Genomic DNA, 23,276 nt, shown 5'->3' on the forward strand with positions numbered 1-23,276 from the left:
GGCCACCTCGTGACAAAAACATAACTTTCAGATCTAACCGCCCCCGGTGTCGAGCTTCGATGCCGGGGGCTTGTTATTCTTATAGTGAGCCACAACACATGAACAGAAAGGCTTGCCATGCCAGAGTCGACGCAAGAAGCGCTTATCGTCCTGGGCGGGACAGGAAATCTCGGATCTCAGGTGCTGCCAATACTGGCAGATGCAGGGTATCACCTCGTTGTATTTTCTCGACGACAGGTCTCAGGCCCGCCCTATGAAGACCCACGGGTCAGTCTTGTAGTGGGCTCATTGGATGACACAGCCTTTGTTGATTCGATGGTGAAGACTGCGCTGCAGCATGCCCGCACGCTTCGCGGAGCACTGTTTTTGAATGGTGGCTATACCGGTGATCAGGGCATCGGTGCCGATGGATTTACCGAAGCTCTTCAAATCATGATGGACAAAAACGTCTACCCTACAACCAAAGTCCTTTCCAGGATTCTGCCGCACTGGCAAACTCATGGCGGGGGCAAAATTGTCTTGACCTCTGCAACGGCCGTCGAAAAACGCTTCGCCAAAGGCGGAGCCTATGCCACTTCAAAAATGGCCGTCGAGAGTTTGGCGCGACAAATCCAGCGGGAATACGATTCCGAAGTTGTAGACGTCCATGTCTTACGACCAAAAATTATTGGAACCAACGAGGGTCAGAACGCGCCTGCGGATCTTGCCCAAGAAATGCTCGAGGCTATTGGCTCTAGCGAATAGCTCACGGTGCTGGTGCCGGTGGAAAGGAGCAGCCGTGACCCGGTCCCTCACAGATGCAGAACGTACTTTGATTAGCGCAATGATTACCAGCGCCAAAGCAACCGACCCTGATCGGTTAAAAGGGTCCGTCGCCTGGCGAAACTGGCGTCACGATCTCCACGAAATGATAAACCGTCTGTCGGTTGGTAAGCTGTGCGACTGCGGCAAATGCCCATCGTTCCAGTTACTGGTTGACGGTCACGAAGTGCCGTCGAGCCCAGAACCCATCATTTTGGAAGCCTTTATCTCTGAAGGTATCGTCATGCTATTTATTGACAACGGCAAACCGTCTTACCTTGAGATCGCGCCAAATCTCGACATTAAAGTTGATCTGCCGCCCGAATCCGCGCTGATCTTCTAATCGATGCTTCATTCCGGCACACCCGGTGCCATAATGAATGCCCCAAGCGGATCGTACGCTAGCGTTAAGCTGTGCTTTTATCAGATCGTGATATCAAGAAGTCATTAGAAACTGGTCGGATCGGTCTGGATCCGCTGGACGTTGCCATGGTGCAACCGGCCAGCGTTGATGTACGCCTAGATCGGTACTTCCGGTTGTTTGATAACCACAACTACCCCTTCATTGACCCAGCCATAGAACAGGCCAACCTTACGCGCATGGTCGATGTAGCACCAGACCAGCCATTCATCCTCCACCCCGGAGAATTTGTGTTGGGCTCAACCTATGAAAAAGTGTCGTTGGCAGATGACGTTGCAGCTCGTCTAGAAGGGAAATCTTCCCTGGGACGCCTGGGCCTGTTGACGCACTCCACCGCAGGCTTCATTGATCCCGGGTTCTCCGGACATGTCACGTTGGAACTATCCAACATGTCGACCCTGCCAATAAAACTCTGGCCCGGCTCAAAAATTGGGCAGATGGCATTCTTTACCTTGACCTCACCATCCGAGCACCCCTACGGCACGGGGCCGAACCTTAACCGCTATCAGGATCAACGCGGACCGACCGCCTCCAGGTCACACCTGAATTTTCACCGATCGATCATCGAACGGTAAACGTCAGCACTTTCTCAGCCCAACCCTGCGCCAGGGGTAAACTGCCGGCAAAATCTACGAGACAGATTGGGTTGCGCTGACAACAGAACGCCGTTTAGAACCGCTTCATAACCCGACTTTCGGACACGATTGCGAGGCCGAAAGACAGTTAACTTATCCCGTTTTTCGGCATCAGACCGGGGTTTTAACTGTTGTATCGAAGCGCTGGCGAAATACGACACCTGGGCAAACTTTAGTTCGCTAAGGAGTAACACAACGGTGATTTTTGTAATGCTCTTGATCCAGGTTTCTCGGGATAAACCGAACTAGAACCGATAAAACAAGACTTAAGTGGGATAGGCCGAGAATGTGAACTTAGAACGCTCTGCACCAAAGCCGTCGTCCACTATGTAAGGTTAAGCAGGTGACCGTCCCCTAGACTTCACGGAGGCAACCGTGCTGATTGTGCTCCTTGCACTTTTTATGGTTGCGCTCATTGCACCCCTGATTATTCATAAATCGGGACGTTCAGGCTTCCTCATTCTCGCAGCGATACCAGCAGCTGGATTTCTCTGGCTTGCGACACAATTACCGAAAGTCCTTGCAGCAGAGGAACTGTTAGCGTCGAGCGCTGCTGCTCACCAGCAAGAAACATCCCTTGTGCAAACCTGGGAATGGATCCAACCGCTGGGTGTTGAACTGTCATTTCGGCTAGACACCCTGAGCGCGTTTCTCGGACTGATCGTCCTAGGCGTGGGCGCAGCCGTCCTGGTCTATTGTGCAAGGTACTTTAAGGCAGATGAACCGCGTTTAGGCAGTTTCGGCGCGCAATTCTTGGCATTTGCCGGCGCCATGTTTGGTTTGGTCGTCACTGACGATCTGCTGGTGCTCTATGTCTTTTGGGAAATCACTTCGATCTTGTCGTTCTTGATGATCGGCTACCAAGCCCACCGTATTTTCGCTCGCCGGTCCGCGATGACCGCTCTGATGGTCACCACCTTCGGTGGCTTGGGCATGCTGATCGGACTGATCATGTTTGGCAACGCGGCCGGTACATATCGTGTTTCCGAGATCGTAGCCCAAAGTACCGACCTGCTTACCGGGGATTTTGCCGGGCCCTACATGACTTGGGCTATTGCGCTTGTGTTACTGGGGGCAATCACAAAGTCCGCCCAAGTGCCCTTCCACTTCTGGCTGCCTGCCGCGATGGCTGCTCCAACGCCTGTTTCCGCCTACCTCCATGCCGCGGCAATGGTCAAGGCCGGTATCTACCTTGTAGCACGGTTCGCTCCGGCTTTTGCTGGGGAGTCTATTTGGCAAGTCATGGTGCTTGGCGTTGGCATGTGGACCATGTTGGTTGGTGGATGGCGCGCACTGCGACAGACCGACATCAAGCTCATCCTGGCCTACGGGACCGTATCCCAGCTGGGCTTCCTGATGATCGTCAACGGATTGGGAACAGCTGCCGGCGCCCAAGCGGGCCTGGCCATGCTGCTGGCACACTCACTTTTTAAAGCACCGCTGTTCATGGTCGTGGGTGCTATCGATAAGATCACTGGAACCCGTGACCTTACAAAACTTTCTGGACTGCGCAAAAGTCATCCGGGATTATTCTGGACCGCAATTCTTGCCGCACTCTCAATGGCCGGTGTCCCACCGCTGTTTGGCTTTATTGGTAAAGAAACCGTCATGCAGGCTGCCACGGACTGGGCGCTGTGGCGAACCGACGGGCTCCTGCTGGGCCAACCCAACTTCTGGGGTGCAGCTTGGAGTTGGGCTCCACTAGTAATTGTTGTGCTGGGTTCCATCCTGACGGTTGCTTACACCGCACGCTTCATGTGGGCAGCATTTGCTACCAAGAAAATTCGTTCAGGCGGTGAGCTGCAAGAGCTCCCTCAGACTCGGGCACTGCGTGGCTTCGGGCGTCTTGGCCTTATTCCGGCTGCCGCGCTCTCGGCTGCTGGCGTCGTGGCAGCTTTCGTCCCCGGTTGGGTCGGCGCATTACCCTACGAATTTAGTCACACCTTTGAACACTTTGAAGGTGAACACGTAGAACCGTTGGCATTGTGGCACGGTTTCAACCTCGTTTTGGGTCTGTCTGCGGTGATCATTCTGGTTGGTATTGGCCTGTTTGGTATCCGCGGTCACGTCAGTCGCGTTCAGGCCGCAGTACCCACCTGGCTTGATATGTCGCGGGTCTACCGTTTTAGTCTGGCTCGGCTGGATGACCTGGCCATTTGGATCACCGGTCGTACTCAACGCGGTGACTTGTCATTCTATCTCTACATCATCCTGGCAGTCACGGTCCTGGCACCGCTGGCCATTCTGTTGTTCCCAACGAACTCCGACGACGCCACCATCTCTTTGCCTAACGTCGCATTTGCCGGCGACTGGATACTCACCGGTCACCCCGTGTACTTCGTGGTGGCCATCGTCATGATCTTGGCTGCGATCTCAGTGATTCGTGCCAAACGACGGTTCTGGGCTGTGCTGTTGGTCTCGACCACCGGATATGCCCTGGCTGGCGTTTTTGCCCTCCAAGGCTCACCCGATCTGGCACTTACCCAGGTGCTGGTGGAATCCGTGTTGACTGTGGCTATGGTCTTGGGGCTGCGTGTTCTACCGCCAGAGATTCCCAAAGTCCAAGAACAACATGACAACCAGTGGGCCAGAGCGCTCTTGGCCATTGCGTTTGGCCTGGTCATGATGTGGATTGCCGCGACCGTGATGGCCTCACGAATTGCTGACCCCATCTCGCTGGCCATGCCAGAATTGTCCTACTACGAAGGCGGTGGCACAAACATCGTCAACGTCACCCTGGTCGATATGCGTGCTTGGGACACCTTTGGTGAAATTACCGTACTGGCGGCTGCTGCAACTGGTGTTGCATCATTGGTCTTCATCGCTGAACGTGAGAGGCGTCGCAAGAGCATATCGGAACTCACTGTAGGAACTGTGGGCGCGTACCGTGTCGAAGAGTCGGCGATGAACGATGCCGAAGTCAAAAGCTTCCGCAACTTCTTCAATGTGCAACGTCAACCATGGATTGTTGCTGGAGCAACGATGGCGCCCGAACGAAGGTCCATCATTTTCGAAGTGATTACCCGTCTGATCTTCCACGCCATTATCCTCGTGTCGCTCTACCTGCTGATTTCAGGCCACAACCTTCCCGGTGGTGGATTTGCCGGCGGACTGTTGGCTGGTATCGCCTTTGCCATCCGGTATGTGGCCGGTGGGCGATTCGAACTTGAACAGTCGATCAAAATCCCAGCCGGAATTATTCTCGGCTCGGGTCTGGCCATCGCGGCCGTTGCCGGGTTGGTACCGCTGTTCTTCGACGGCCAGGTCTTCCAAGCCTACGATGTTGAAGTCGTGCTGCCCCTGCTTGGTCACGTGCACTTCGCTTCAGCCATGGTCTTTGATATCGGGGTATACCTGGTGGTGATTGGCTTGGTCATCGATGTGCTGCGTTCCTTGGGCTCTGAAGTGGACCGACGCTATGAGATTGAGACCCGTGCCAGGATCGAAGCCGAACAGCGCATGACCGCAGCCCGAGTCAGTGCGCAGACTTCAGGAGGCCAACGTGACGATTGATGCCGTCTTGCTCATCATGATGGGCGTTATGTTCGCCGCGGCCATTTACCTACTGATGGACCGCACCCTGACACGAATCATGTTCGGGCTGATGATGTTCACGAACGCCGCCAACCTGTTGATCATCATCATGGCGGGTCCCGCCGGGCTTCCGCCGATCTTTCGTGACGACATCGCCGCCGATGAGTACTTAGATCCACTGCCTCAGGCGCTGACTCTAACCTCAATCGTCATCAGCTTTGCAGTCACCGCATTCATCCTGGCGTTGATCTATCGATCCTGGGTCTTGGCTCGCCGCGATGAAGTCCAAGTCGATATCGAAGACATCCAGGTTGCTGAACAGCCAACCTACGACGCCGAAGACGACGCGCTCATCGCCGATGAAGAATCCGAATTCCTCGAAGATCACGAAGACCCGAATATTTACTACGAATACACCACCGAAGCCAACCCGAGCGTAGACTCTGCCGAACCGAAAGAAGGTGACCGCTGGTGACAGACTTCTCCGTGGTCAATCTGGCACCCCTTTCGGTTCTGCTGCCCATCCTAGGCGCGGCTATTGCTTTCACTTTGGTTCGCAAACTCGTGAGCCAGGTGGCTGTCACACTCAGCACACTAGCTCTCACACTCGGCTTGGAAAGCTGGCTACTGATCGATGTGTGGATCAACGGTGGTGCCCAAGCCGTGCTGTTAGGCGGATGGGAAGCTCCGATGGGCATCGTGCTTGTCGTTGACCGCTTCTCCGCTTTGATGCTCGTGGTGTCATCTATTGTGGTCATGCTCGTGTTGCTCTTCTCATCCGCCCAAGGTGTGGGCAGTGATGAGTCTTCGCAACAACCCGTTTCAATCTTCCACCCAACATTTTTGATTCTGACCGCCGGTGTCTCCAACGCGTTCCTAGCCGGAGACCTATTCAACCTCTATGTGGGTTTCGAGATCCTGCTGACGGCCTCCTATGTCTTGTTGACCATTGGTGGAACCGGACCGCGCGTGCGAGCCGGGGTGACCTACGTCGTCGTCTCGGTTGTTTCATCGGTGATCTTCCTGGTGGCCATCGCCATGATCTACGGGGCAACCGGCACCGTGAACATGGCTGATCTGGCCATGAAGCTTGGAGCACTGGACCCGGATCTTCAACAAATGCTGCATCTGATGCTCCTGGTAGGTTTCGGCATCAAGGCGGCAGTGTTCCCGTTGTCGTTTTGGCTGCCGGACTCCTATCCCACCGCACCAGCCCCGGTTACGGCAGTGTTCGCCGGGTTGCTAACCAAGGTTGGCGTCTACGCCATAATCCGTACTGAAACCCTGCTGTTTCCGGGGGACCGCGTCAACTCGCTTTTACTGGTTGTAGCCGCGCTGACTATGATCGTCGGCATCCTTGGCGCCCTGGTACAGTTCGATATCAAACGTGTCTTGTCGTTTACCCTGGTCTCACACATCGGCTACATGATCTTTGGTGTGGCGGTCTCTAACCACATCGGCCTGACCGCCACGGTGTTCTACATTGTCCACCACATCACCATTCAAACCGCACTGTTCTTGGTCACCGGTTTGATTGAATATCGCACGGGATCAGCCAATATTGACCGTCTTGGATCGATGCTGAAAATCTCCCCGCTGGTGGCTGTACTCTATATCATCCCTGCGCTAAACCTCGGGGGTATTCCACCATTTTCCGGTTTCATCGGCAAAATCGGTTTGGTCCAAGCTGGTGTGTCCAATGGTTCGGGCCTGTCCTGGGTGCTTGTGGCCGCCTCGATTGTCACTTCGCTGCTCACACTGCTGGTCATGATGCGCATTTGGACGAGGGTCTTTTGGCGTCCAATTGAAGATTCTGAGGACCCAGCTATGCGCGGTACTGAAGAAGCCAAGCGTGTTGATCAGCGTAAGAAACCACTGCGTAAAGACTCGCCAGGTCTGGTTGCGCCCACCATTGCCTTGGTTACCGTGGGTGTGGCATTAACCGTTGTTGCCGGGCCACTATTTGATTTTGCAGATGAAGCCGCCGACGACATGATTCATCGCACCCCGTATATTCAGGCGGTCTTAGGCGATGAAGCCGCCCAGCAGGCCCAGTTGGAAGCCGATCAGCTGGAAGGCTGGGGGATCGAGGGATCTGATGGAGCGGGCACCTTACAGGATTCGGAAGGGGGCACGAAGTAATGCCGAATTACCCGAAGACTTCGCAGTACCGGCATCCTGATATGCCTTCGGCCATCGAAGATAAACGTTCACGATTATCGCAGTGGCCCATGATTGTCGGTTTGACCTTTATCTGGGTGGCATTATGGCAGGATCTTACGCTGGGCACGATCGTATTGGGCGTGATCTTTAGTTCAGCGGTTATGTTCTTACTCCCGCTGCCTCCGGTGCCTTTTGCAGACCGATTCAATGTGTATCACACCGTAAAATTTATGTTTTATTTCCTGTGGAAGATCACCGCGGCCACCTGGGACGTCGCTGTCAAAGCCGCAAAGCCCGGACCCGCAGTGGTCAACTCGGTGGTTGCGGTAAAACTGCGCACCCAAGACGACTTGTTGTTGACACTGGTCGGTCACGTATATGCGCTGATCCCAGGGTCATTAGTTATCGACGTCGACCGGCCAAGCTCCACCTTGTTCTTACACGTGCTGGACATTCCCGACGAGGATGCAGCCGAGGCATTTCGCGCGGATTCCTTGGATATTGAAGCGCGCATGATTCGCGGCTTCGGTTCAAAACGCGACTACGAATTGGTCAAAGCCGAAGATGCTGCCGACGACGGTGTCGTGCGTCGTCATACCGAATGGTCGGATGCCGACGCGTTGACGCAGCAGGAGGAAGGTTCATGAGCATTTTGTCCCTCGCCGGTTGGATTAGTGTCTTCTTCTTGTCTTTTGGCGCATTCGGAGCACTGTATCGCATTGTTCGCGGTCCGGCACTGTTGGATCGTGCTATCGCCCTCGACGTCATTTTAATTGTGTTCTCCTCCGGTCTAACCGTCTGGATGGCGCTGAATGATTCGACCTACTTTATTGTGCTGGTGGTCGTCGCCTCGCTGATCGGGTTTATTTCTTCGGCGACACTTGCCCGCTTTACCGTTGAAGGCGCCCAGGCAAATCAAGCTGAACCCGAACCGCAACAAGGCCCAACGGGTGGTGAGGTCTAAGTGGAGATCACCTTTGACTCCTGGATGGATATCGTCGCCGCGGTTCTGTTAGTCCTGGGCACGCTGCTATCGGCCATCGCCGGATTTGGCCTCCTGCGCTTTCCGGATGTGTTATCGCGCATGCACGCGGCTACCAAACCTCAAGTGCTAGGACTATTTCTGGCCCTGGCCGGTTTGGGGTTTGCGTTGAAAACCTGGGCGGTGGTGCCGGTGTTGATCGTGGCATGGCTGGCACAGCTCATTACCGCACCGGTCTCGGCGCACTTGGTGGGACGGGCAACGTATCGGTCACACCACCTGGATTCGAAACATATCGCCGTCGACGATTTGGCCGAGGCGATAGCTGAACAAGAACGCCACGCAGCCGAAGCCGAAGAGAGCTCGTGACCACCTCGGGACGTCAACGCGCGGCCACGCTACAGCCACACTACAGCCACGCTGCGCAATGGTATCTCGGAGAGGAACATACTAGCATTCCGGTTTTGCTTGAGCGCTGACCGCCCAGACTTCGGCCCATTTTTCGCCCAACGATTCGACGGACTCGTGGGCATTGAGACCGCTGGGATCCGGAACCACCCACAGTTGCGACGAAGTAGGCCATCCGGGGAGATTATGGGTCGGCTGGAATCCCAACACAGCTTTCGGCGCATCAAAAGCACTACGAAACGCAGTGATCCCCGTAAAAGCAACCACCGGTGGGCACAACACCCGCACCCGCTGCACCAGCCGGGCGCATCCGGCGCGCAACTCTTCGCGGCTGAGCTGACTGGACCGTGAAGTTGGCCGGGAGACAATATTGGTGATCCCAACGCCACGGCGGGCCAACATGAGCTCATCGGATCGTTGCATCCCGGTGGAGTCATTGACCAGGGTTTCCGTCACACCTGCTGCGTAGAGTGATTTCCAGAATCGATTCCCGGGGCGTGCGAACGGTGCTTGCACTGAAGCAGCCCACGGGCTGGGATTTGTCCCCACGATGAGTAGTCGTAGCAGGCCCATGTTGTCACGATCGTCGGGGTAGGGGAGTACGTCGTCCAAAGTTATCCCGTTGGCTGCGGCCTCGGCCAGCTCTGCTTTGGTTGGACGGCGCCCCTGTAACGGAGACGGGGTGCGCCACGGGGTCCAGGGCTCTGGAAGCTTGGTGTCCATGGTTCTACCCTAGGACGTCGCTGGGCTTGGACCGCGTTAGAGTAGAAATATGAGTCAGCCAGTGGCACGCCCAGAACACCCCGATCATGAACGGCCCTGGGCCTTACAATTGGTGATCCACCGTAACAGGCAGGATCCTGCGAACCATATTGACGTGTTGGAAGCCGCGGGGTCAGCCGTGGTCCAATTATTGGACGATCCGCAGACCACTGAGCCCAATGGGCCCTGGGCTGATGCGGTTGCCCACTGGCGTGCCGGATGGATTCGCAAGGTGGCCCGTCGGGCGGAGAATACACGCTGGGATGACGTACAGTCATTAGACGGTGTGACCGCCACCTCGGGGAGCGCCGCGGTGCGGGCCGTGGTCCCCGGCCCAGTTGACTCGGTGCCGGCTGTGATCAAAAAACTTCAGGTTCGCGGCACCGAACTGCCCCGACTGCATGATTCGGTGCAGGACAACACTCTTGTGACGGTGGAATTGACTCCGCACGCGCAATTGACCACCGGCAAGGCCGCCGCACAGGTTGGACACGCCACCCAGTTGGCCTATGAGCGACTCGTTGAGCAAGCTGCCGCCGGCGATTCGGTTGCCCAACAGGTGTTAACCGATTGGCGTGCGGATGATTTTCGCATCCGTGTTACCGAACCCATACGGCACGACTGGGAACGCGCCGAAAGACAAATCCGGGTCATGGATGCCGGGCTCACCGAAGTCTCGGGTGTCACTGAAACCGCGCGAGCCCGGTGGTAACAGGTTGTTAAACACTTGTGGTGCCGCAAGGCTGTTGCCCCGGCACCACAAGTGCAGCTCGGCACGAGCCTAGACTTCTGCCCGGCCCAGTTGCTGCGCTTTTGTATTACCGGTCTTGGATACGGCCTTGGACACCAGGCGCTGGGAGCCGACTTCGAGCAGGGCGGAGACGCCTGCGGAAATGGTCGCGAACGCTACGACCTTGAGTAGCGTGGCCTGATCGTCGTCGGTGGTGGGGGCTTCGTCGTCACCGGTTGCGGCTTTCCAAATGGCCTCGACGACTTTGGAGCCAATGAATCCGGCGCCGATGGAAACCCCGGTGCGCAGGAGACGTTGCGTGACATCATTCATGGTTATGCCTTTCTCAAAGGGGACTGTTTCTAAGCTTAGACCGTGCGACCGGTGGTTGGAACGGGCGCGCCGGTGGTGGCCTGCTCCGCGTGCGTGCCGCGTTGGTCGCCGTCGTTGAATTCAGCGAGTTTGGCGCCTTCAACATCCACATTGGGCAGGATGCGGTCCAACCATTTTGGTAGATACCAGGCGGATTTGCCCAAGAGGTGCATCAGGGCGGGAACCATGAGCATGCGCACCAGGAACGCGTCAAAGAGCACACCGATGGCCAGTCCGAAACCGATTGGCCGGATATAAGGGTCATCAGCGTAAATGAAGCCACCAAAGACCGAAACCATAATGATGGCCGCGGCCGCCACCACAGAGCGTCCCTGCATAAAGCCTTGTTGTACGGCCAGCCGGGCTTCGGTTCCGTGGGCAAAGGCCTCGCGCATACCCGAGGATATGAACAGTTGATAGTCCATGGCCAGGCCGAACAGTACACCGATCATAATGGTTGGCAAGAACGACAACACAGGTGACGGGCTATGCACCATGAAGATATCGCCCAACCAGCCCCACTGGTAAATGGCCACGACGGCGCCCATGGCCGCGCCCACGGAGAGCACGAAGCCGCCGGAGGCAATCAACGGTACCACCAGGGAGCGGAACACCAGGATCATAATCAACAGCGATAGTCCCACGACGACGCCCAGGTACAGCGGCAGGACTTCGGCCAGGGCATCGGAGACATCAATGACGCCGGTGGCATGTCCGGCCAGTGCCAGCTGGGTGACCTCCCCGGCAGGCTCCAGTCCGCGTAGCTCATAGACCAGGTTCACGGTCTGTTCATGGTTGGCGTCATGGACCGGGATGATTTGGAACATTAGCATATCGCCGGCTTCATTTTCGCCCACCGGGACCACATGCTGGACTTGGTCCAATTCGGCGATTTCTTCGGCCTGTTGGGCTGTGGTGGTCAGCAGGTCTTGTTCTGATAGGTCCGCTGGGATATCGGCCACGGCCACAATGGGTGCGTTGCGCCCGGCACCGAAATGTTCAGATTGGGCGGCATAGGCTTGGTATTCGGTGGTATCAGGAGCCTCGGAGGAGCCATCGGGGATTCCCAGACGCATCGAGAAGACCGGGATGGCGACGATGGCTAGCACGGCGATTGTGCCGATTGCTGTCAGTACGGCGCGCGCCGTTGACATAGGTTTCAGCGGTCTGCGCTCGGCCACCTGCTTATCATGAGTCGCCACAGCGCGGCGTTCGCGTTTGGATAGGGCTCGGACGCCCAGCAGGGAGAGCATGGCAGGGGTCAAGGTGATGGCCACTAACACGGCAATTACGACGACGAAGCCACCGACGGTTCCCATTAGCCCTAAAAATGGGATACCGGTCAGGTTCAGTGCCAGCAGCGCAATAACCACCGTGGAACCGGCAAATACGACGGCGTTGCCCGAGGTACCGTTGGCCATGGCAATCGAGTGGCGTAACGCCATGCCGGATTTCAGCTGGGTGCGGTGCCGGTGGACGATGAACAGGGCATAGTCGATGCCCACGGCCAGCCCGAGCATTACCCCCAACACCGGGGTTACTGAGTTCATTTCGACGACCGATGAGAAGGCCAGCGCAGCCAGCGCGCCCACACCGACACCAACCAGGGCGTTGAGCAAGGGCAGCCCGGCGGTGATTAAGGTACCCAACATAATGACCAGCACGATCCCGGCGATCACCAGGCCAACGACCTCCGCCCAGCCAAGGACTTCCGGCACGGCCATGGATAGTTCCTGGGAGGGCAGGATTTCCACGCCGTCGATCGAGGCCTCCGTGAATGTGGCGACCACGTCTTGGCGAATATCAGTGGAGACTTCCATGTCTTGATCCACGAATTGCACGGTGCCGATGGCAGCGGAACCGTCGTCGGAGACCACCGAGTAATCATTGGTTGCCGCCAGCAGGCGCTCACCCAATTCGATGAGCTCTTGGCCCTCTTCGTATTCGGTCACGCCTTCTTCGTAATCGGCACGTTCTTGTTCGACCTGGTCACGCCCCGTTTCGATTTCTGCAAGTGCTGCATCTAATTGGGCTTGCTGGTCGGCAAATTGTTGCTCAACGGCAGCCTCTGGCATCCCGGCGCCGATGGCTTGTTGCTTGCCTGCGTCTAATTGTTCTTGGGCGGCTTGCAGTTCAGCTTCAGCGGCATCGAGTTCTTCTTCGGCGGCGTCAAGCTGTTGAGGCGCTGATTCCAGCTGCTCACCTGCAGCCTCTAGTTCTGCACGCCCGTCGATAAGTTCTTGTTGCTGCTCGGCAAGCTCGGCGTCAGTGGTAAATGGGTCAACAACGTCGGCAACCCCTTCGACGTCACGAGCATCGTCTAATACCGCGGTGATGGCTTCCCGCTGCTGGGTGCTAAATTCCGTTCCGTCGTTGGTTTGGAACACGACATTCCCGGATCCACGTGCAGCATCCGGGAATTCTTCTTGCAACCGGTCGGTGGTTTGCGCCGTCGGCGTGCCGGGAATATCAACGGTGGATACCAGCGTGCCACCGAAAGTTAAGAAGCCTGCCGCGGCGATTGCAATCATGACCAGCCAGGAGAAAATTACTGCAAGTGGCCGTTTGGCTGCATTGAGGCCGAGACGATAAAGAAGCGTTGCCATGTTCACCCTTGGATATGAAAGTGTGGGGAGTCGTTTGTGACCCTATACAACTGTATCGGAAGTCCTCGGAAGGTGGATAAATTAGGTGTATGGGCGTCCAGATATCGGGAGGACTTGGTCAGTAGCCTAGACTATTGGCATGATTTGGTCGGTGGCTGACTTTGCGGATTTTCCGTTCTGGGTGCGTGCGTTATTCACAACCGCCGACTTTGCCATCCGTATTGCGCTCTTAGGGATTGTCCCGGGTAACCGGCGTCCTGCCGTGGCCATGGCGTGGTTATTAGTCATCTTCTTCTTTCCGGTTCCTGGCCTGCTGCTGTTTTTGACGTTTGGGTCGTTCCGGCTGGGTGGGCAGCGCCGCTCTCGTCAGGTGGCGGTCAACTCGGAACTGCGGCGGGCAACCGCGCACCTGGATCTGCCTGACCAGGTGGGTGCGGCTCCGGACTATGTGGCAGCAAATTCGAAACTGACCCGTCGGTTGACGGGTTTTCCCATGCTGGATGGTAACTCATTTGAATATCTGACCGATTACCGCCTGACACTGCAGAAAATGGCCGCCGATATTGACCGGGCCCAAGACTACGTCAACGTGATGTTCTATATCATCGGCACCGATCCGAAACATCGTCGCGGCTACGCCGACCTGGTCTTAGATGCAATGACCCGAGCGGTTACCCGCGGGGTGAAGGTTCGATTGCTGTTCGACCATATCGGCACCGCCCGAATCAAAGGCTACCGGCAACTGTTGGCTCGACTAGATGCCGCCGGTATCGAGTACTTTAGGCTCATGCCGGTGCGACCCTGGCGCGGCCAGTACCAGCGCCCGGATCTACGTAACCACCGCAAGATGGTCGTTGTGGATGGCATCGTGGGTTACACGGGGTCAATCAATCTCATTGAACCCGGTTATAAGCGTGCCTCGGCTCACCGACTCAATCGCCACTGGGTGGATATGATGGCTCGGATCGAGGGGCCCACGGTCGCCTCGCTCGACGTCGTATTTGCCACCGACTGGTTTTCCGAAACCGGCAAACAACTGCACCAAGAACTTCGTGATGTGACCGAGGCTGAAATTGAAGACCACGAGGGCCCGGCAGCCCAGGTCATTCCTTCCGGGCCGGGCTTTTCGCACGAAAATAATCTGCGAGCATTTAACCACCTGTTCTATTCGGCCCAGGAAATCATTCGGGTCGTCACCCCGTATCTGGTGCCTGATGATTCCATGCTGTATGCCCTGACCACCGCCGCCCAGCGCGGGGTGCGCGTCGAGGTGCTGGTGGTGCGTCGCGCCGATCAGCTGGCTGTGCAACACGCTCAGCAGTCGTATTATGAGCAACTGTTGCGCGCCGGGATTCATATTTACCGTTACCCGGATCCGGATGTGTTGCACTCGAAGATGTTTACGATCGACGACGACGTCGGGGTCTTTGGGTCATCGAATATGGATATGCGCTCGTTTTCGCTCAACTCTGAGCTGACCGTGATGGTGGTTGGGTCCGAGGAAGTTGCCAAACTCGATGCGATTATTGATATGTATCAGGCCAAATGTGAGCATCTATTACTCAAAGATTGGTTGGCCCGGCCGCGCCATCACCGCTGGGTGGATAACGTGTTTCGGTTGACCTCCGCGCTCCAATAACACCCGACGGGCGCCATGGCACAGCCGAGACAATCCGCGGTTCAGGAATCGGGGTGTTCGGCGGGTGCTGGATCTTCCAGACTCCGCCCGGAAGCCAACATCGCTTGGACAACGGCCAGCGCCGAGGTGTGGTGGCGTTCATCGGGCTCATTGGCCACCAAGACCAAATCTGCGGCGTCGTAAATTTGATCTTGATCTAACATGGCGCGTTCCTGGGCTGCCCAGCGATCCCAATGGGCCCGGTAGGTTTCGCCGTCGCGGCCCATGGCGCGTTTATATCGGACCTTATCGGGCACCCGCAGCCAGATCAGTACGTCTAGGTATTCGCGGTTCGGCCGGGCTCCGACGCCTACCCCCTCGCAGATCATGACCTCGGTGGGCCGGGTTGTCACAACCGGTCCGGGGCCGCCATCGGAAGTGTCCGGTGAATTCCAATCCCAGATTTGATACGTGGCAGTTTCGCCCGCCGCTAAGGCAGGCAAGACGTCTTGGCTAAATTTTTCGATGCCCGCGGTCAACCCGTCCCAACCGTGATAGAAATCCTCCAGCCGCAGCACCGTGACCTCATGGTTGGCCGAGAGGCTTTCGGCCAGGACTTTCGACAAAACCGTTTTGCCAGATCCCGAACGGCCGTCGATACCAATAATGAGCGGACGAGCGGAGCAGTAGCGTGACATGACTCTATGCTAGGCCACCATGATGCACCGGTCGATGATCCCGACATAGCGTGTATACGAAAACACCGGTATTCGGCGGTACGGAATAAAACCGGGTTCAGCGGCGCTATAGAAAGCAGATGAAAGTTGAGCCTGCATGACTCAGGTTTATTTGACACGGGGTCGCAATCTGTGGCACCTTGAGTGTAGAGAGCTCAAGGAGCGGGCTCAGAGCATTGCAACAGAAATACTGTAAAAAGTATTGACTACGAAAGGATTCCCATATGTCACGTGCTGTAGGTATTGACCTGGGTACCACCAACTCGGTGGTTGCTGTACTAGAAGGTGGCGACCCAACCGTTATCGCCAACGCCGAAGGTGCTCGCACCACCCCATCGGTGGTCGCATTTACCAAGGGTGGCGAAGTGCTGACCGGTGATATCGCCAAGCGTCAGGCTGTCAACAACCCAGAACGCACCATTTCCTCGGTCAAGCGTCACATGGGTACCGACTGGAAAGCCGAAATTGACGATAAGACGTACACTGCCCAGGAAATCTCGGCTCGCATTTTGATGAAGCTCAAGCACGACGCCGAAGAGTACCTTGGCGAAAAGGTCTCCGACGCCGTCATCACCGTGCCCGCATACTTCAACGACGCAGAACGTCAAGCCACCAAAGAAGCCGGCGAAATTGCCGGTCTGAACGTGTCGCGTATTATCAACGAACCAACCTCGGCCGCTCTTGCCTACGGTTTGGAACGCGGTAAAGAAGACGAATTGATCCTGGTCTTTGACCTCGGTGGCGGTACGTTCGACGTCTCCCTGCTGGAAGTTGGCAAGGATGACGACGATTTCTCGACCATTCAGGTTCGCTCCACCGCCGGTGACAACCGTCTGGGTGGTGACGACTGGGACCAGGCTATCGTTGACTGGCTGCTGGAACAGGCCAAGGCTTCCGGTGCTGACCTGTCCAAGGACAAAATCGCCCTGCAGCGTCTGAAGGAAGCCGCAGAACAGGCCAAGAAGGAACTGTCCTCAGCAACCTCGACGAATATCTCGCTGCAGTACCTGTCCGTGACCGAAAATGGTCCGGTCCACTTGGATGAGCACCTGTCACGCGCAAAATTCGAGGACATGACCTCGCATCTGCTGGAGCGCACCCGTCGCCCATTCGAAGACGTGATCAAAGAAGCCGGCGTTTCGGTTTCTGACATTGACCACGTTGTGCTGGTCGGTGGCTCGACCCGTATGCCAGCCGTTGCGGAACTTGTCCAGAAACTAGCCGGTGGTAAAGAACCGAATAAGGGTGTCAACCCAGATGAGGTTGTTGCCGTGGGTGCAGCCATCCAGGCTGGTGTGCTTGCCGGTGAACGTAAAGATGTGCTGCTGATCGACGTCACGCCATTGTCTTTGGGTATTGAAACCAAAGGTGGCGTGATGGCCAAACTGATCGAGCGTAACACTGCGATCCCAACCAAGCGCTCCGAGACCTTCACCACCGCTGATGACAATCAGCCATCGGTGGATATCCAGGTCTACCAGGGTGAACGCGAATTTACCCGAGACAATAAGCCACTGGGCAACTTCCAGCTAACCGGTATTGCTCCGGCCCCACGCGGTGTCCCACAGATCGAGGTCACCTTCGACATTGACGCCAACGGCATTGTTCACGTCTCCGCCAAGGACGGCGCAACCGGAACCGAACAGTCGATGACTATTACCGGTGGCACCTCGCTATCGGATGAAGAAATCGATCGCATGGTCAAAGACGCCGAAGCCCACGCTGAGGAAGACAAGAAGCGCCGTGAAGCCGCCGAGGCCCGCAACGCAGCGGAAACCACGGCGTACTCGGTTGACAAGCTGCTCAAAGACAACGACGACAAACTGCCAGAAGACGTCAAAACCGAGGTTCAGGCCGACGTCGATGCGCTCAAAGCAGCCCTTGAAAAACAGGATAACGACGACGAAGTCCAGGCAGCATTCGAGAAACTGCAGCAGTCCCAAACCAAGATTGGTGAAGCACTGTATGCCTCCTCGCAGCAAGACGGCGCACAGCCTGACGCTGATGCCAAGGACGACGAAGACATCGTCGATGCTGAAGTTATTGACGAAGACGAAAAGAAGTAATGTTCTTCACCGTTTAGCTGCTTAACGTTGTACAACCGAGGCCGGCCGGTTTCCGGCCGGCCTCGCGTGTTAAGTTTTTCAAGGAGAAATATCATGACCGATCAGCCACATAACGAAGACCAAGAACCGATCCGCTTTACCGATAAACGCCGCATTGACCCAGAAACTGGCAAGCTGCGCGACCAACCGGATACCGAAGTCGACCCTGCCGAAGCTGAACAGGCGTCGTCGGAACACGCCGATCCACTGTCGCAGGTTGAGGACATCCTCAACGCTGCTTCAACACAAGCCTCTGAACAAGAGGCCCCAGAGCCGTCAGCCGACACCGATCAGGCGGCTGAACTGCGCGAAGACCTTCAACGGTTGCAAGCCGAATTCGTGAACTACCGCCGCCGTGTCGACCGCGACCGCGACGTCGCCAAAGACAACGCCAAGTTCTCGATGCTGGAATCCCTGCTGCCGGTACTCGATGATATTGATGCCGCAGATGCCGCAGGCGATCTCGACGGGCCTTTTGCTGCGATTGCGCGCAAACTGTTGGCCACACTTGAAAGCGTGGGCCTGGTGAAACATGACAACGAAACGCTGGTGGGCGAGCCATTTGACCCAGCACACCACGAAGCGATGCTGCGGCAACCATCACAAGAGGTCGAAGCCGAACACATCGTCCAAGTCTTCCGCAATGGATACCTATACAACGAACGCGTACTGCGCGCCGCACAGGTTATGGTCTCCGGTGGTAATGAGTAACAGGAGGGAAACTTTATGGCCTCTCAAGATTGGCTAGAAAAGGATTTCTACGCCATTTTGGGCGTTGACAAAAAGGCCAGCGCCGAACAGATTAAAAAGGCCTACCGTAAGCTTGCTCGTAAGTATCACCCCGATGCTAATCCCGACGACGCCGCCGCGGAACAACGCTTCAAAGAGATCACCGAAGCCAACACGGTGTTATCGGATCCCGAACAGCGTCAAGAATACGATCAGCTGCGCGCCATGGGTGCATCAGGTGCGCGCTTCACCGCACCCGGTGGTGGCCACGCCGGGGGATTCGAAGATATCTTTTCCGGTCTGTTTGGCCAAGCTGGCGGAGGACGACACTCGGGATTTAGTGACGTCTTCGGTGGTTTTGGTGGCGGCGGCCAGAGCTTTGGCGGTTTCCAGCAAACCCCGACCAAGGGTCCCGATGTGAAAAGCGCCATTACCATCAGCTTTGCCGATGCCATTCGCGGCACGACCACCAAAGTCAACACCGGTTATGGTGCGCCCACCGAGGTGCGCGTGCCGTCCGGCATCAAAGACGGTCAAACGGTGCGTGTCAAAGGTAAAGGCCAACAGGGTACCGGCGGCAGAGGCGATCTCATGGTCAAAGTCTCGGTCGCGTCGCACCCGGTATTTGAACGCGATGACTACAACATTCGCCTTAAGGTGCCCGTCTCTTTCGATGAAGCCGTACTGGGTACTACCATCGAGGTACCAACCCTGGACGGCACCGTGAAAATCGGTGTTCCCGCTGGGTCGTCGTCGGGCCGGGTCCTCCGATTGCGCGGACGAGGCGTGAAAACTGCCAAACGTACCGGTGACCTCCTGGTTGAGCTGGTCATCGAGGTGCCTGCCAACCTGAACGATGAGGCACACGCCGCTGTCGAAGCGTATCGGGCGGCCACCGCAGGCATCGACCCTCGGGCTGAGCTGATCAAGAAGGCTAAGTTGTAATGGTCAACCGTCATAAACACGATCCGGTCTACGTCATTTCGGTGGCAGCACAGCTGGCCGATATGCACCCCCAGACCCTGCGCCAATATGATCGCATGGGATTGGTGGTGCCTGCGCGCCAGGCTGGCGGTCAACGCCGATACTCCGCCGAAGATGTTCGGCGATTGCGGCGTATCCAATCGTTGTCCCGTGACGGTGTATCCCTAGAGGGCATCCGCCGTATCGTCGAGCTTGAGGCCGAAGTTCAAGAGCTCCGCGATACGGTGGGCGACCTAGTTGACCAAATTACGGTGATGCGTTCTCATGTCTCCTTTTCTCGTACCTTTACCGCAGGATCCTCGGGCGTGACCACAAATATTCATGGCCCTGCCACATCCCAACGGCATCATGACGACGACGCCGCTGCCGCCTACCGCGAAGAGCGTCGTCGCAAACGCTTCGATCGCGATCGGGTAGAACAAGCTGTCATGTTTGCCTTGGAGCAGTCCAAACCACAATATGCACTCAACCGTCCACGTCTTGTCCTGCCCCGCTAGGCGGTGTTTGTTGGCGTGCGTTGCAGTGTGACCTCAGATTCGACTTTCATAGAACAGCCGGAACCTATTCAACAGGTTCCGGCTGTTTTGCATCGGCGTTATCCACAGCAATGCTTTCCAGGGTAAGTTTTCCACAATGGGCATGCCAGGAGACCTGGGGTCGGGGGTTTTGCCTAATGTGGAGCGCACGATGCTCGCTGCAGGAAGGGAACTTGCTGATGGAAGGATGTGTTGCGTTAGCTGATCTTTCGGTACGCCAGGTCAAAGATATATCGACCGGCACGTTGGGCTTTGGCCTCAAAGCTTGTGACCGGACGGGTCTCAAATCGCGGAGCCCAACCGCCGACCTCATCCAAGGCTTCCTCCAGGGGCTGCGGCGTGTCATCATCGGTGCCGTGTAACCGGGCCAGTGTTAATGGCGAGTCCATTCCGGCCAAGCGTTCCGGGTGAAGGTTGTCAAAGGCTGGATGCGCATCGGCGACTTGACGCATATGGGCTGCGTAATTTGACCAGTCAGTGGCCAACCGCAAGACCCCTCCGGGGGTCAGCGCGCGGGCTACCTGATCTAAGAATTTCGATTGGATCAATCGGCGCTTATGATAGCGGTTCTTCTGCCACGGATCTGAGAAAAAGATCCAGATCTCCTGGGCAGCATCCGCCGGTATCATGTGGTCAAGTACCTCAGGAGCGTTGGCTTCCACCATTCGCACATTGGTCACGCCTTCGGTCACCACACGGTCCAGGAGTTTGCCCAGTCCCGGACGATACACCTCCACGGCCAAAAAGTTGGCTTGAGGATGTTGTACCGCGCCGGCAAAAGTCGATTCGCCGTGGCCCACACCGATGTCAACGATGAGTGGTCCTGCCTGTCCCCAGACGTCGGACACACTGAGCTGTGACTGCGGGGCAACAGACGTATCAGCAAAAGTACGCGTAACCGGCAGAATCGTCGTTCCCAGATGATCTTGCCACAGGCGTTGTCGAGCCGGGGACATGGATAGTTCACGCCGCACGAAAGATACCGGACCGTCACGCACAACTTTGACGCCCTGACGGGTTTCGATCTTCTGGTAGCCCTTGGGGATCTTATCGATCAGCTTTGCGTCGGGCAGGCTGTCGTCGTCGTTCTGTAAGTGTATCGGCATAGGGTCTTGCGGAGTGTTTGGGGTATCAGGGTGATCAGAGGTCGGCGTCATAGTGGTGTGATTGATCTTTCGTATGGCGTATGTTCACAGGGTGCGCAGCACGGATGCTCGTTGTGGATTGGCATGTTCATGCCTTATGGCGAAACTTCGTGAGCTTGCTTGTGTCGCGTCTACAGCCGGTGCGCATATGGAACGTGTTGGATTTGGTCAAGAAAGTATTACAGTTAACCATAACGAGTCCCGAATGGAAGGAAGACTTATGAGCTTAGCTCAGCTGCCAATACGTTTGACCACCGGTGCTTTTGTCCTGAACTCTGGTATTTCCAAGCTCAGCTTGTCGGATGAAGAAGCCGAAGGTCTGCAACAGATGGCCTCCAATGGTGTCCCCGTACTGGCTGATATGTCGCCCGCTGCGTTCCGTAAGTTCATCGCGGCCACCGAAATCGGTGTGGGAGCAGCACAATTGATTCCGAAAGTTCCGGGCTGGTTCGCAGGAGTTGCGCTGAGCGCGTTTTCCGCCGGCATGCTCAATATGTATCTTAACACCCCTGGTATGACTCAGGACGACGGTGTACGGCCAACGCAGGAAGGTACTCCGGTTGCTAAAGACGTGTGGATGCTTGGCGCCGGTGTGTCAATGATCATTGATTCACTGTTGAACACCTCATCACGTCGGCGCAGATCCGCTAAACGCCGTGCCGCGAAGATTCGTGATGCGAAAGAACAAAAAATCGAAGCAATTCACACCGCTCGTGAAGAGCAGCAGAAAGCACTTGATTCTGCTCGAGAAGCAGCCCGTGAGGAACGCAAGGCTGCTCGCAAAGCGGCCCGTACGGCGCGCAAGGCCGCCTAACTCACCTGCTTGAAGCAACACCTTGCCTCAAACGATATTCTCAAAAGTGCCCCGCCAACTCGCGGGGCACTTTTGTGTTGGTGTCGCAGCCGAGTTGATGGCTAGTTGATAGCTTGACGCTGTTGGTCAGAGTGCGGCGTCGTCGTCCCTGGCTGATGAGGTGTCCGACGTCGATGAGGACACCGCGTGAAATGGGGTGCCCGTGGATGGTTGGTAATGGGGTTCCTTGATGGCCCAGAAACTTGTGGATTCGCTGAGCTGCGGCGTTCGAGGTGTGGTAACCGGTTGGCCACTGTGATAGTTTTCCACGATGATCCCCGAGATCCGGCGCCGGTTGGCGGCCTCCGCGTCGAGCCTGCGGAGCACCCAGGTATGTTCGGTGGCCAGCTGGAGTTCGTCGGATGCGTGGTATCCGGAGGCAAGTTGTCGAGCGCGCAGCATTTCGGCATCCCAGCCGGCGGCGACCAACATGATAATAAACGCTAACCAGACCATCAGAATCACATACAGGATGCCGTTGACCGTGGTGAAGACACGCTCAAATATGGCGACCCGATCCAGAAGCCAACCGGTTAGTGCGAGACTGGCAAATAAGACAATGACGGTAAAGGCCGCCCCGGAGGTGATGACGCGGTAGCGGGGCCGGGTGACATTCGGGCCGCGATAAAACGCCTGGGATACCAGAACAATCAACACCACGAGGATCAGTGGCCATTTCAAAATATTCCAAGCGGCAACACTTTCTTGGGTTAACCCCAAAAGTTCACCAAGACGGCGGGACAGATCACCCCCGAGAATGATGAGCACCAAGAGTGCCAGCGATGCGATGATCAACACCAGGGTTTCAAGAAATACGATAAAGCGGAAGTAGATAAAGGGCCGACCTTCGCGGGTGTCGTAAATGCGGTTCATGGCCCGATGAAACGCAGCGACCACGTTGGAGGCCGAATATAATGACCCGATGAGCCCCAGTGTTAGGGCTGTGACCCCTCCCGGCGTGTTGATAAGCGTCAAGAGCGTGTCGGCGACGATGGCGGCATCCATCGCAGGGAAGAGGTCATTGACCAGACCAGCCACCGTCCAGATGGTTTCTTCAGTAAAGTTGACCACTGAGACGATCGATGCAATCGCTATCAGGCCCGGCAATATCGATAAGAACAGGTAAAAGGTCATGGTCGCTGCGACATCCCATAC

At 56.5% G+C, this 23,276-nt stretch carries 22 protein-coding genes; 16 read left to right on the forward strand and 6 right to left on the reverse strand.

Going from position 1 to position 23,276, the window contains the following annotated elements:
- The first annotated feature begins 117 nt into the window (after nt 1-117).
- From K8V32_RS11540 to mnhG, 9 genes are all read left to right on the forward strand, one after another.
- Entirely contained in the window at nt 118-744 is a 627-nt protein-coding gene (locus K8V32_RS11540; protein WP_303907507.1) for an SDR family oxidoreductase, read from the forward strand.
- A gap of 34 nt (nt 745-778) precedes the next feature.
- The gene (locus K8V32_RS11545; RefSeq protein ID WP_303907512.1) at nt 779-1,144 is read left to right on the forward strand and encodes a hypothetical protein; all 366 of its coding nucleotides are present in this window, start codon (nt 779-781) and stop codon (nt 1,142-1,144) included.
- Between the two features lie 71 nt (nt 1,145-1,215).
- Nucleotides 1,216-1,797: a dCTP deaminase gene (dcd, locus tag K8V32_RS11550; RefSeq protein ID WP_303907515.1), complete on the forward strand. Its 582-nt coding sequence runs from the start codon at nt 1,216-1,218 to the stop codon at nt 1,795-1,797.
- A gap of 435 nt (nt 1,798-2,232) precedes the next feature.
- Nucleotides 2,233-5,370, forward strand: coding sequence for a Na+/H+ antiporter subunit A (locus K8V32_RS11555; RefSeq protein ID WP_303907519.1), 3,138 nt, complete (start codon nt 2,233-2,235; stop codon nt 5,368-5,370).
- A complete protein-coding gene (locus K8V32_RS11560) occupies nt 5,360-5,866 on the forward strand; it encodes a Na(+)/H(+) antiporter subunit C (protein ID WP_303907522.1) in 507 nt (168 codons plus the stop codon). The genes K8V32_RS11555 and K8V32_RS11560 overlap by 11 nt, the downstream gene beginning before the upstream one ends.
- The gene (locus K8V32_RS11565; protein ID WP_303907526.1) at nt 5,863-7,533 is read left to right on the forward strand and encodes a Na+/H+ antiporter subunit D; all 1,671 of its coding nucleotides are present in this window, start codon (nt 5,863-5,865) and stop codon (nt 7,531-7,533) included. Before K8V32_RS11560 ends, K8V32_RS11565 begins: the two co-directional genes overlap by 4 nt.
- Nucleotides 7,533-8,201: a Na+/H+ antiporter subunit E gene (locus tag K8V32_RS11570; protein WP_303907530.1), complete on the forward strand. Its 669-nt coding sequence runs from the start codon at nt 7,533-7,535 to the stop codon at nt 8,199-8,201. The genes K8V32_RS11565 and K8V32_RS11570 overlap by 1 nt, the downstream gene beginning before the upstream one ends.
- On the forward strand, nt 8,198-8,518 hold the full coding sequence (locus K8V32_RS11575; protein WP_303907533.1) for an MrpF/PhaF family protein: 321 nt from the start codon (nt 8,198-8,200) through the stop codon (nt 8,516-8,518). The genes K8V32_RS11570 and K8V32_RS11575 overlap by 4 nt, the downstream gene beginning before the upstream one ends.
- Nucleotides 8,519-8,905 carry a monovalent cation/H(+) antiporter subunit G gene (gene mnhG / locus K8V32_RS11580; protein WP_369681068.1) on the forward strand — a complete coding sequence of 129 codons (387 nt, stop codon included), beginning with the start codon at nt 8,519-8,521 and terminating at the stop codon, nt 8,903-8,905.
- 81 nt (nt 8,906-8,986) lie between these two features.
- On the opposite strand, the gene K8V32_RS11585 is transcribed toward mnhG, so the two are convergent.
- Nucleotides 8,987-9,667 carry a mismatch-specific DNA-glycosylase gene (locus K8V32_RS11585; protein WP_303907537.1) on the reverse strand — a complete coding sequence of 227 codons (681 nt, stop codon included), beginning with the start codon at nt 9,665-9,667 and terminating at the stop codon, nt 8,987-8,989.
- Nucleotides 9,668-9,716: 49 nt separating this feature from the next.
- Between K8V32_RS11585 and K8V32_RS11590 the strand changes: the two genes are divergently transcribed.
- Nucleotides 9,717-10,418 (forward strand): peptidyl-tRNA hydrolase, encoded by a 702-nt coding sequence (locus K8V32_RS11590; RefSeq protein ID WP_303907540.1) that lies wholly within the window; start codon nt 9,717-9,719, stop codon nt 10,416-10,418.
- A gap of 69 nt (nt 10,419-10,487) precedes the next feature.
- On the opposite strand, the gene K8V32_RS11595 is transcribed toward K8V32_RS11590, so the two are convergent.
- Together K8V32_RS11595 and K8V32_RS11600 are read right to left on the reverse strand one after the other, a co-directional pair.
- Nucleotides 10,488-10,769, reverse strand: a complete 282-nt coding sequence (locus K8V32_RS11595; RefSeq protein ID WP_303907543.1) for a DUF4235 domain-containing protein — start codon at nt 10,767-10,769, stop codon at nt 10,488-10,490.
- A gap of 35 nt (nt 10,770-10,804) precedes the next feature.
- A complete protein-coding gene (locus K8V32_RS11600) occupies nt 10,805-13,414 on the reverse strand; it encodes an MMPL family transporter (RefSeq protein ID WP_303907546.1) in 2,610 nt (869 codons plus the stop codon).
- A gap of 139 nt (nt 13,415-13,553) precedes the next feature.
- On the opposite strand from K8V32_RS11600, the gene cls reads away from it, so the two are divergent.
- Complete coding sequence (gene cls / locus K8V32_RS11605; RefSeq protein ID WP_303907548.1) at nt 13,554-15,053, forward strand: cardiolipin synthase; 1,500 nt, start codon at nt 13,554-13,556, stop codon at nt 15,051-15,053.
- A gap of 41 nt (nt 15,054-15,094) precedes the next feature.
- Here the strand turns inward: cls and K8V32_RS11610 are convergent, their stop codons facing one another.
- The gene (locus tag K8V32_RS11610) at nt 15,095-15,730 is read right to left on the reverse strand and encodes a uridine kinase family protein (RefSeq protein ID WP_303907550.1); all 636 of its coding nucleotides are present in this window, start codon (nt 15,728-15,730) and stop codon (nt 15,095-15,097) included.
- Nucleotides 15,731-15,993: 263 nt separating this feature from the next.
- Here K8V32_RS11610 and dnaK point away from each other — a divergent pair, with 263 nt between their 5' ends.
- The 4 genes from dnaK to K8V32_RS11630 all read left to right on the forward strand — a co-directional run bounded on the left by dnaK (nt 15,994) and on the right by K8V32_RS11630 (nt 20,084).
- The gene (gene dnaK, locus K8V32_RS11615; protein WP_303907553.1) at nt 15,994-17,835 is read left to right on the forward strand and encodes a molecular chaperone DnaK; all 1,842 of its coding nucleotides are present in this window, start codon (nt 15,994-15,996) and stop codon (nt 17,833-17,835) included.
- Nucleotides 17,836-17,928: 93 nt separating this feature from the next.
- Nucleotides 17,929-18,585 (forward strand): nucleotide exchange factor GrpE, encoded by a 657-nt coding sequence (locus K8V32_RS11620; protein ID WP_303907555.1) that lies wholly within the window; start codon nt 17,929-17,931, stop codon nt 18,583-18,585.
- A 15-nt stretch (nt 18,586-18,600) separates the two neighbouring features.
- Nucleotides 18,601-19,548: a DnaJ C-terminal domain-containing protein gene (locus tag K8V32_RS11625; protein ID WP_303907558.1), complete on the forward strand. Its 948-nt coding sequence runs from the start codon at nt 18,601-18,603 to the stop codon at nt 19,546-19,548.
- Nucleotides 19,548-20,084: a heat shock protein transcriptional repressor HspR gene (locus tag K8V32_RS11630; protein ID WP_303907561.1), complete on the forward strand. Its 537-nt coding sequence runs from the start codon at nt 19,548-19,550 to the stop codon at nt 20,082-20,084. The genes K8V32_RS11625 and K8V32_RS11630 overlap by 1 nt, the downstream gene beginning before the upstream one ends.
- A gap of 236 nt (nt 20,085-20,320) precedes the next feature.
- On the opposite strand, the gene trmB is transcribed toward K8V32_RS11630, so the two are convergent.
- Nucleotides 20,321-21,280, reverse strand: a complete 960-nt coding sequence (trmB, locus tag K8V32_RS11635; protein ID WP_303907564.1) for a tRNA (guanosine(46)-N7)-methyltransferase TrmB — start codon at nt 21,278-21,280, stop codon at nt 20,321-20,323.
- Nucleotides 21,281-21,488: 208 nt separating this feature from the next.
- Here trmB and K8V32_RS11640 point away from each other — a divergent pair, with 208 nt between their 5' ends.
- Nucleotides 21,489-22,082 (forward strand): hypothetical protein, encoded by a 594-nt coding sequence (locus tag K8V32_RS11640; protein ID WP_303907565.1) that lies wholly within the window; start codon nt 21,489-21,491, stop codon nt 22,080-22,082.
- Nucleotides 22,083-22,208: 126 nt separating this feature from the next.
- Here K8V32_RS11640 and K8V32_RS11645 read toward each other — a convergent pair.
- Nucleotides 22,209-23,276: YihY/virulence factor BrkB family protein (locus K8V32_RS11645; RefSeq protein WP_303907567.1), on the reverse strand; the 1,068-nt coding region annotated here is incomplete at its 5' end.

Origin of the sequence: Enteractinococcus helveticum, assembly GCF_020742345.1 — a bacterium.
GTDB lineage: Bacteria > Actinomycetota > Actinomycetes > Actinomycetales > Micrococcaceae > Yaniella > Yaniella helvetica_A.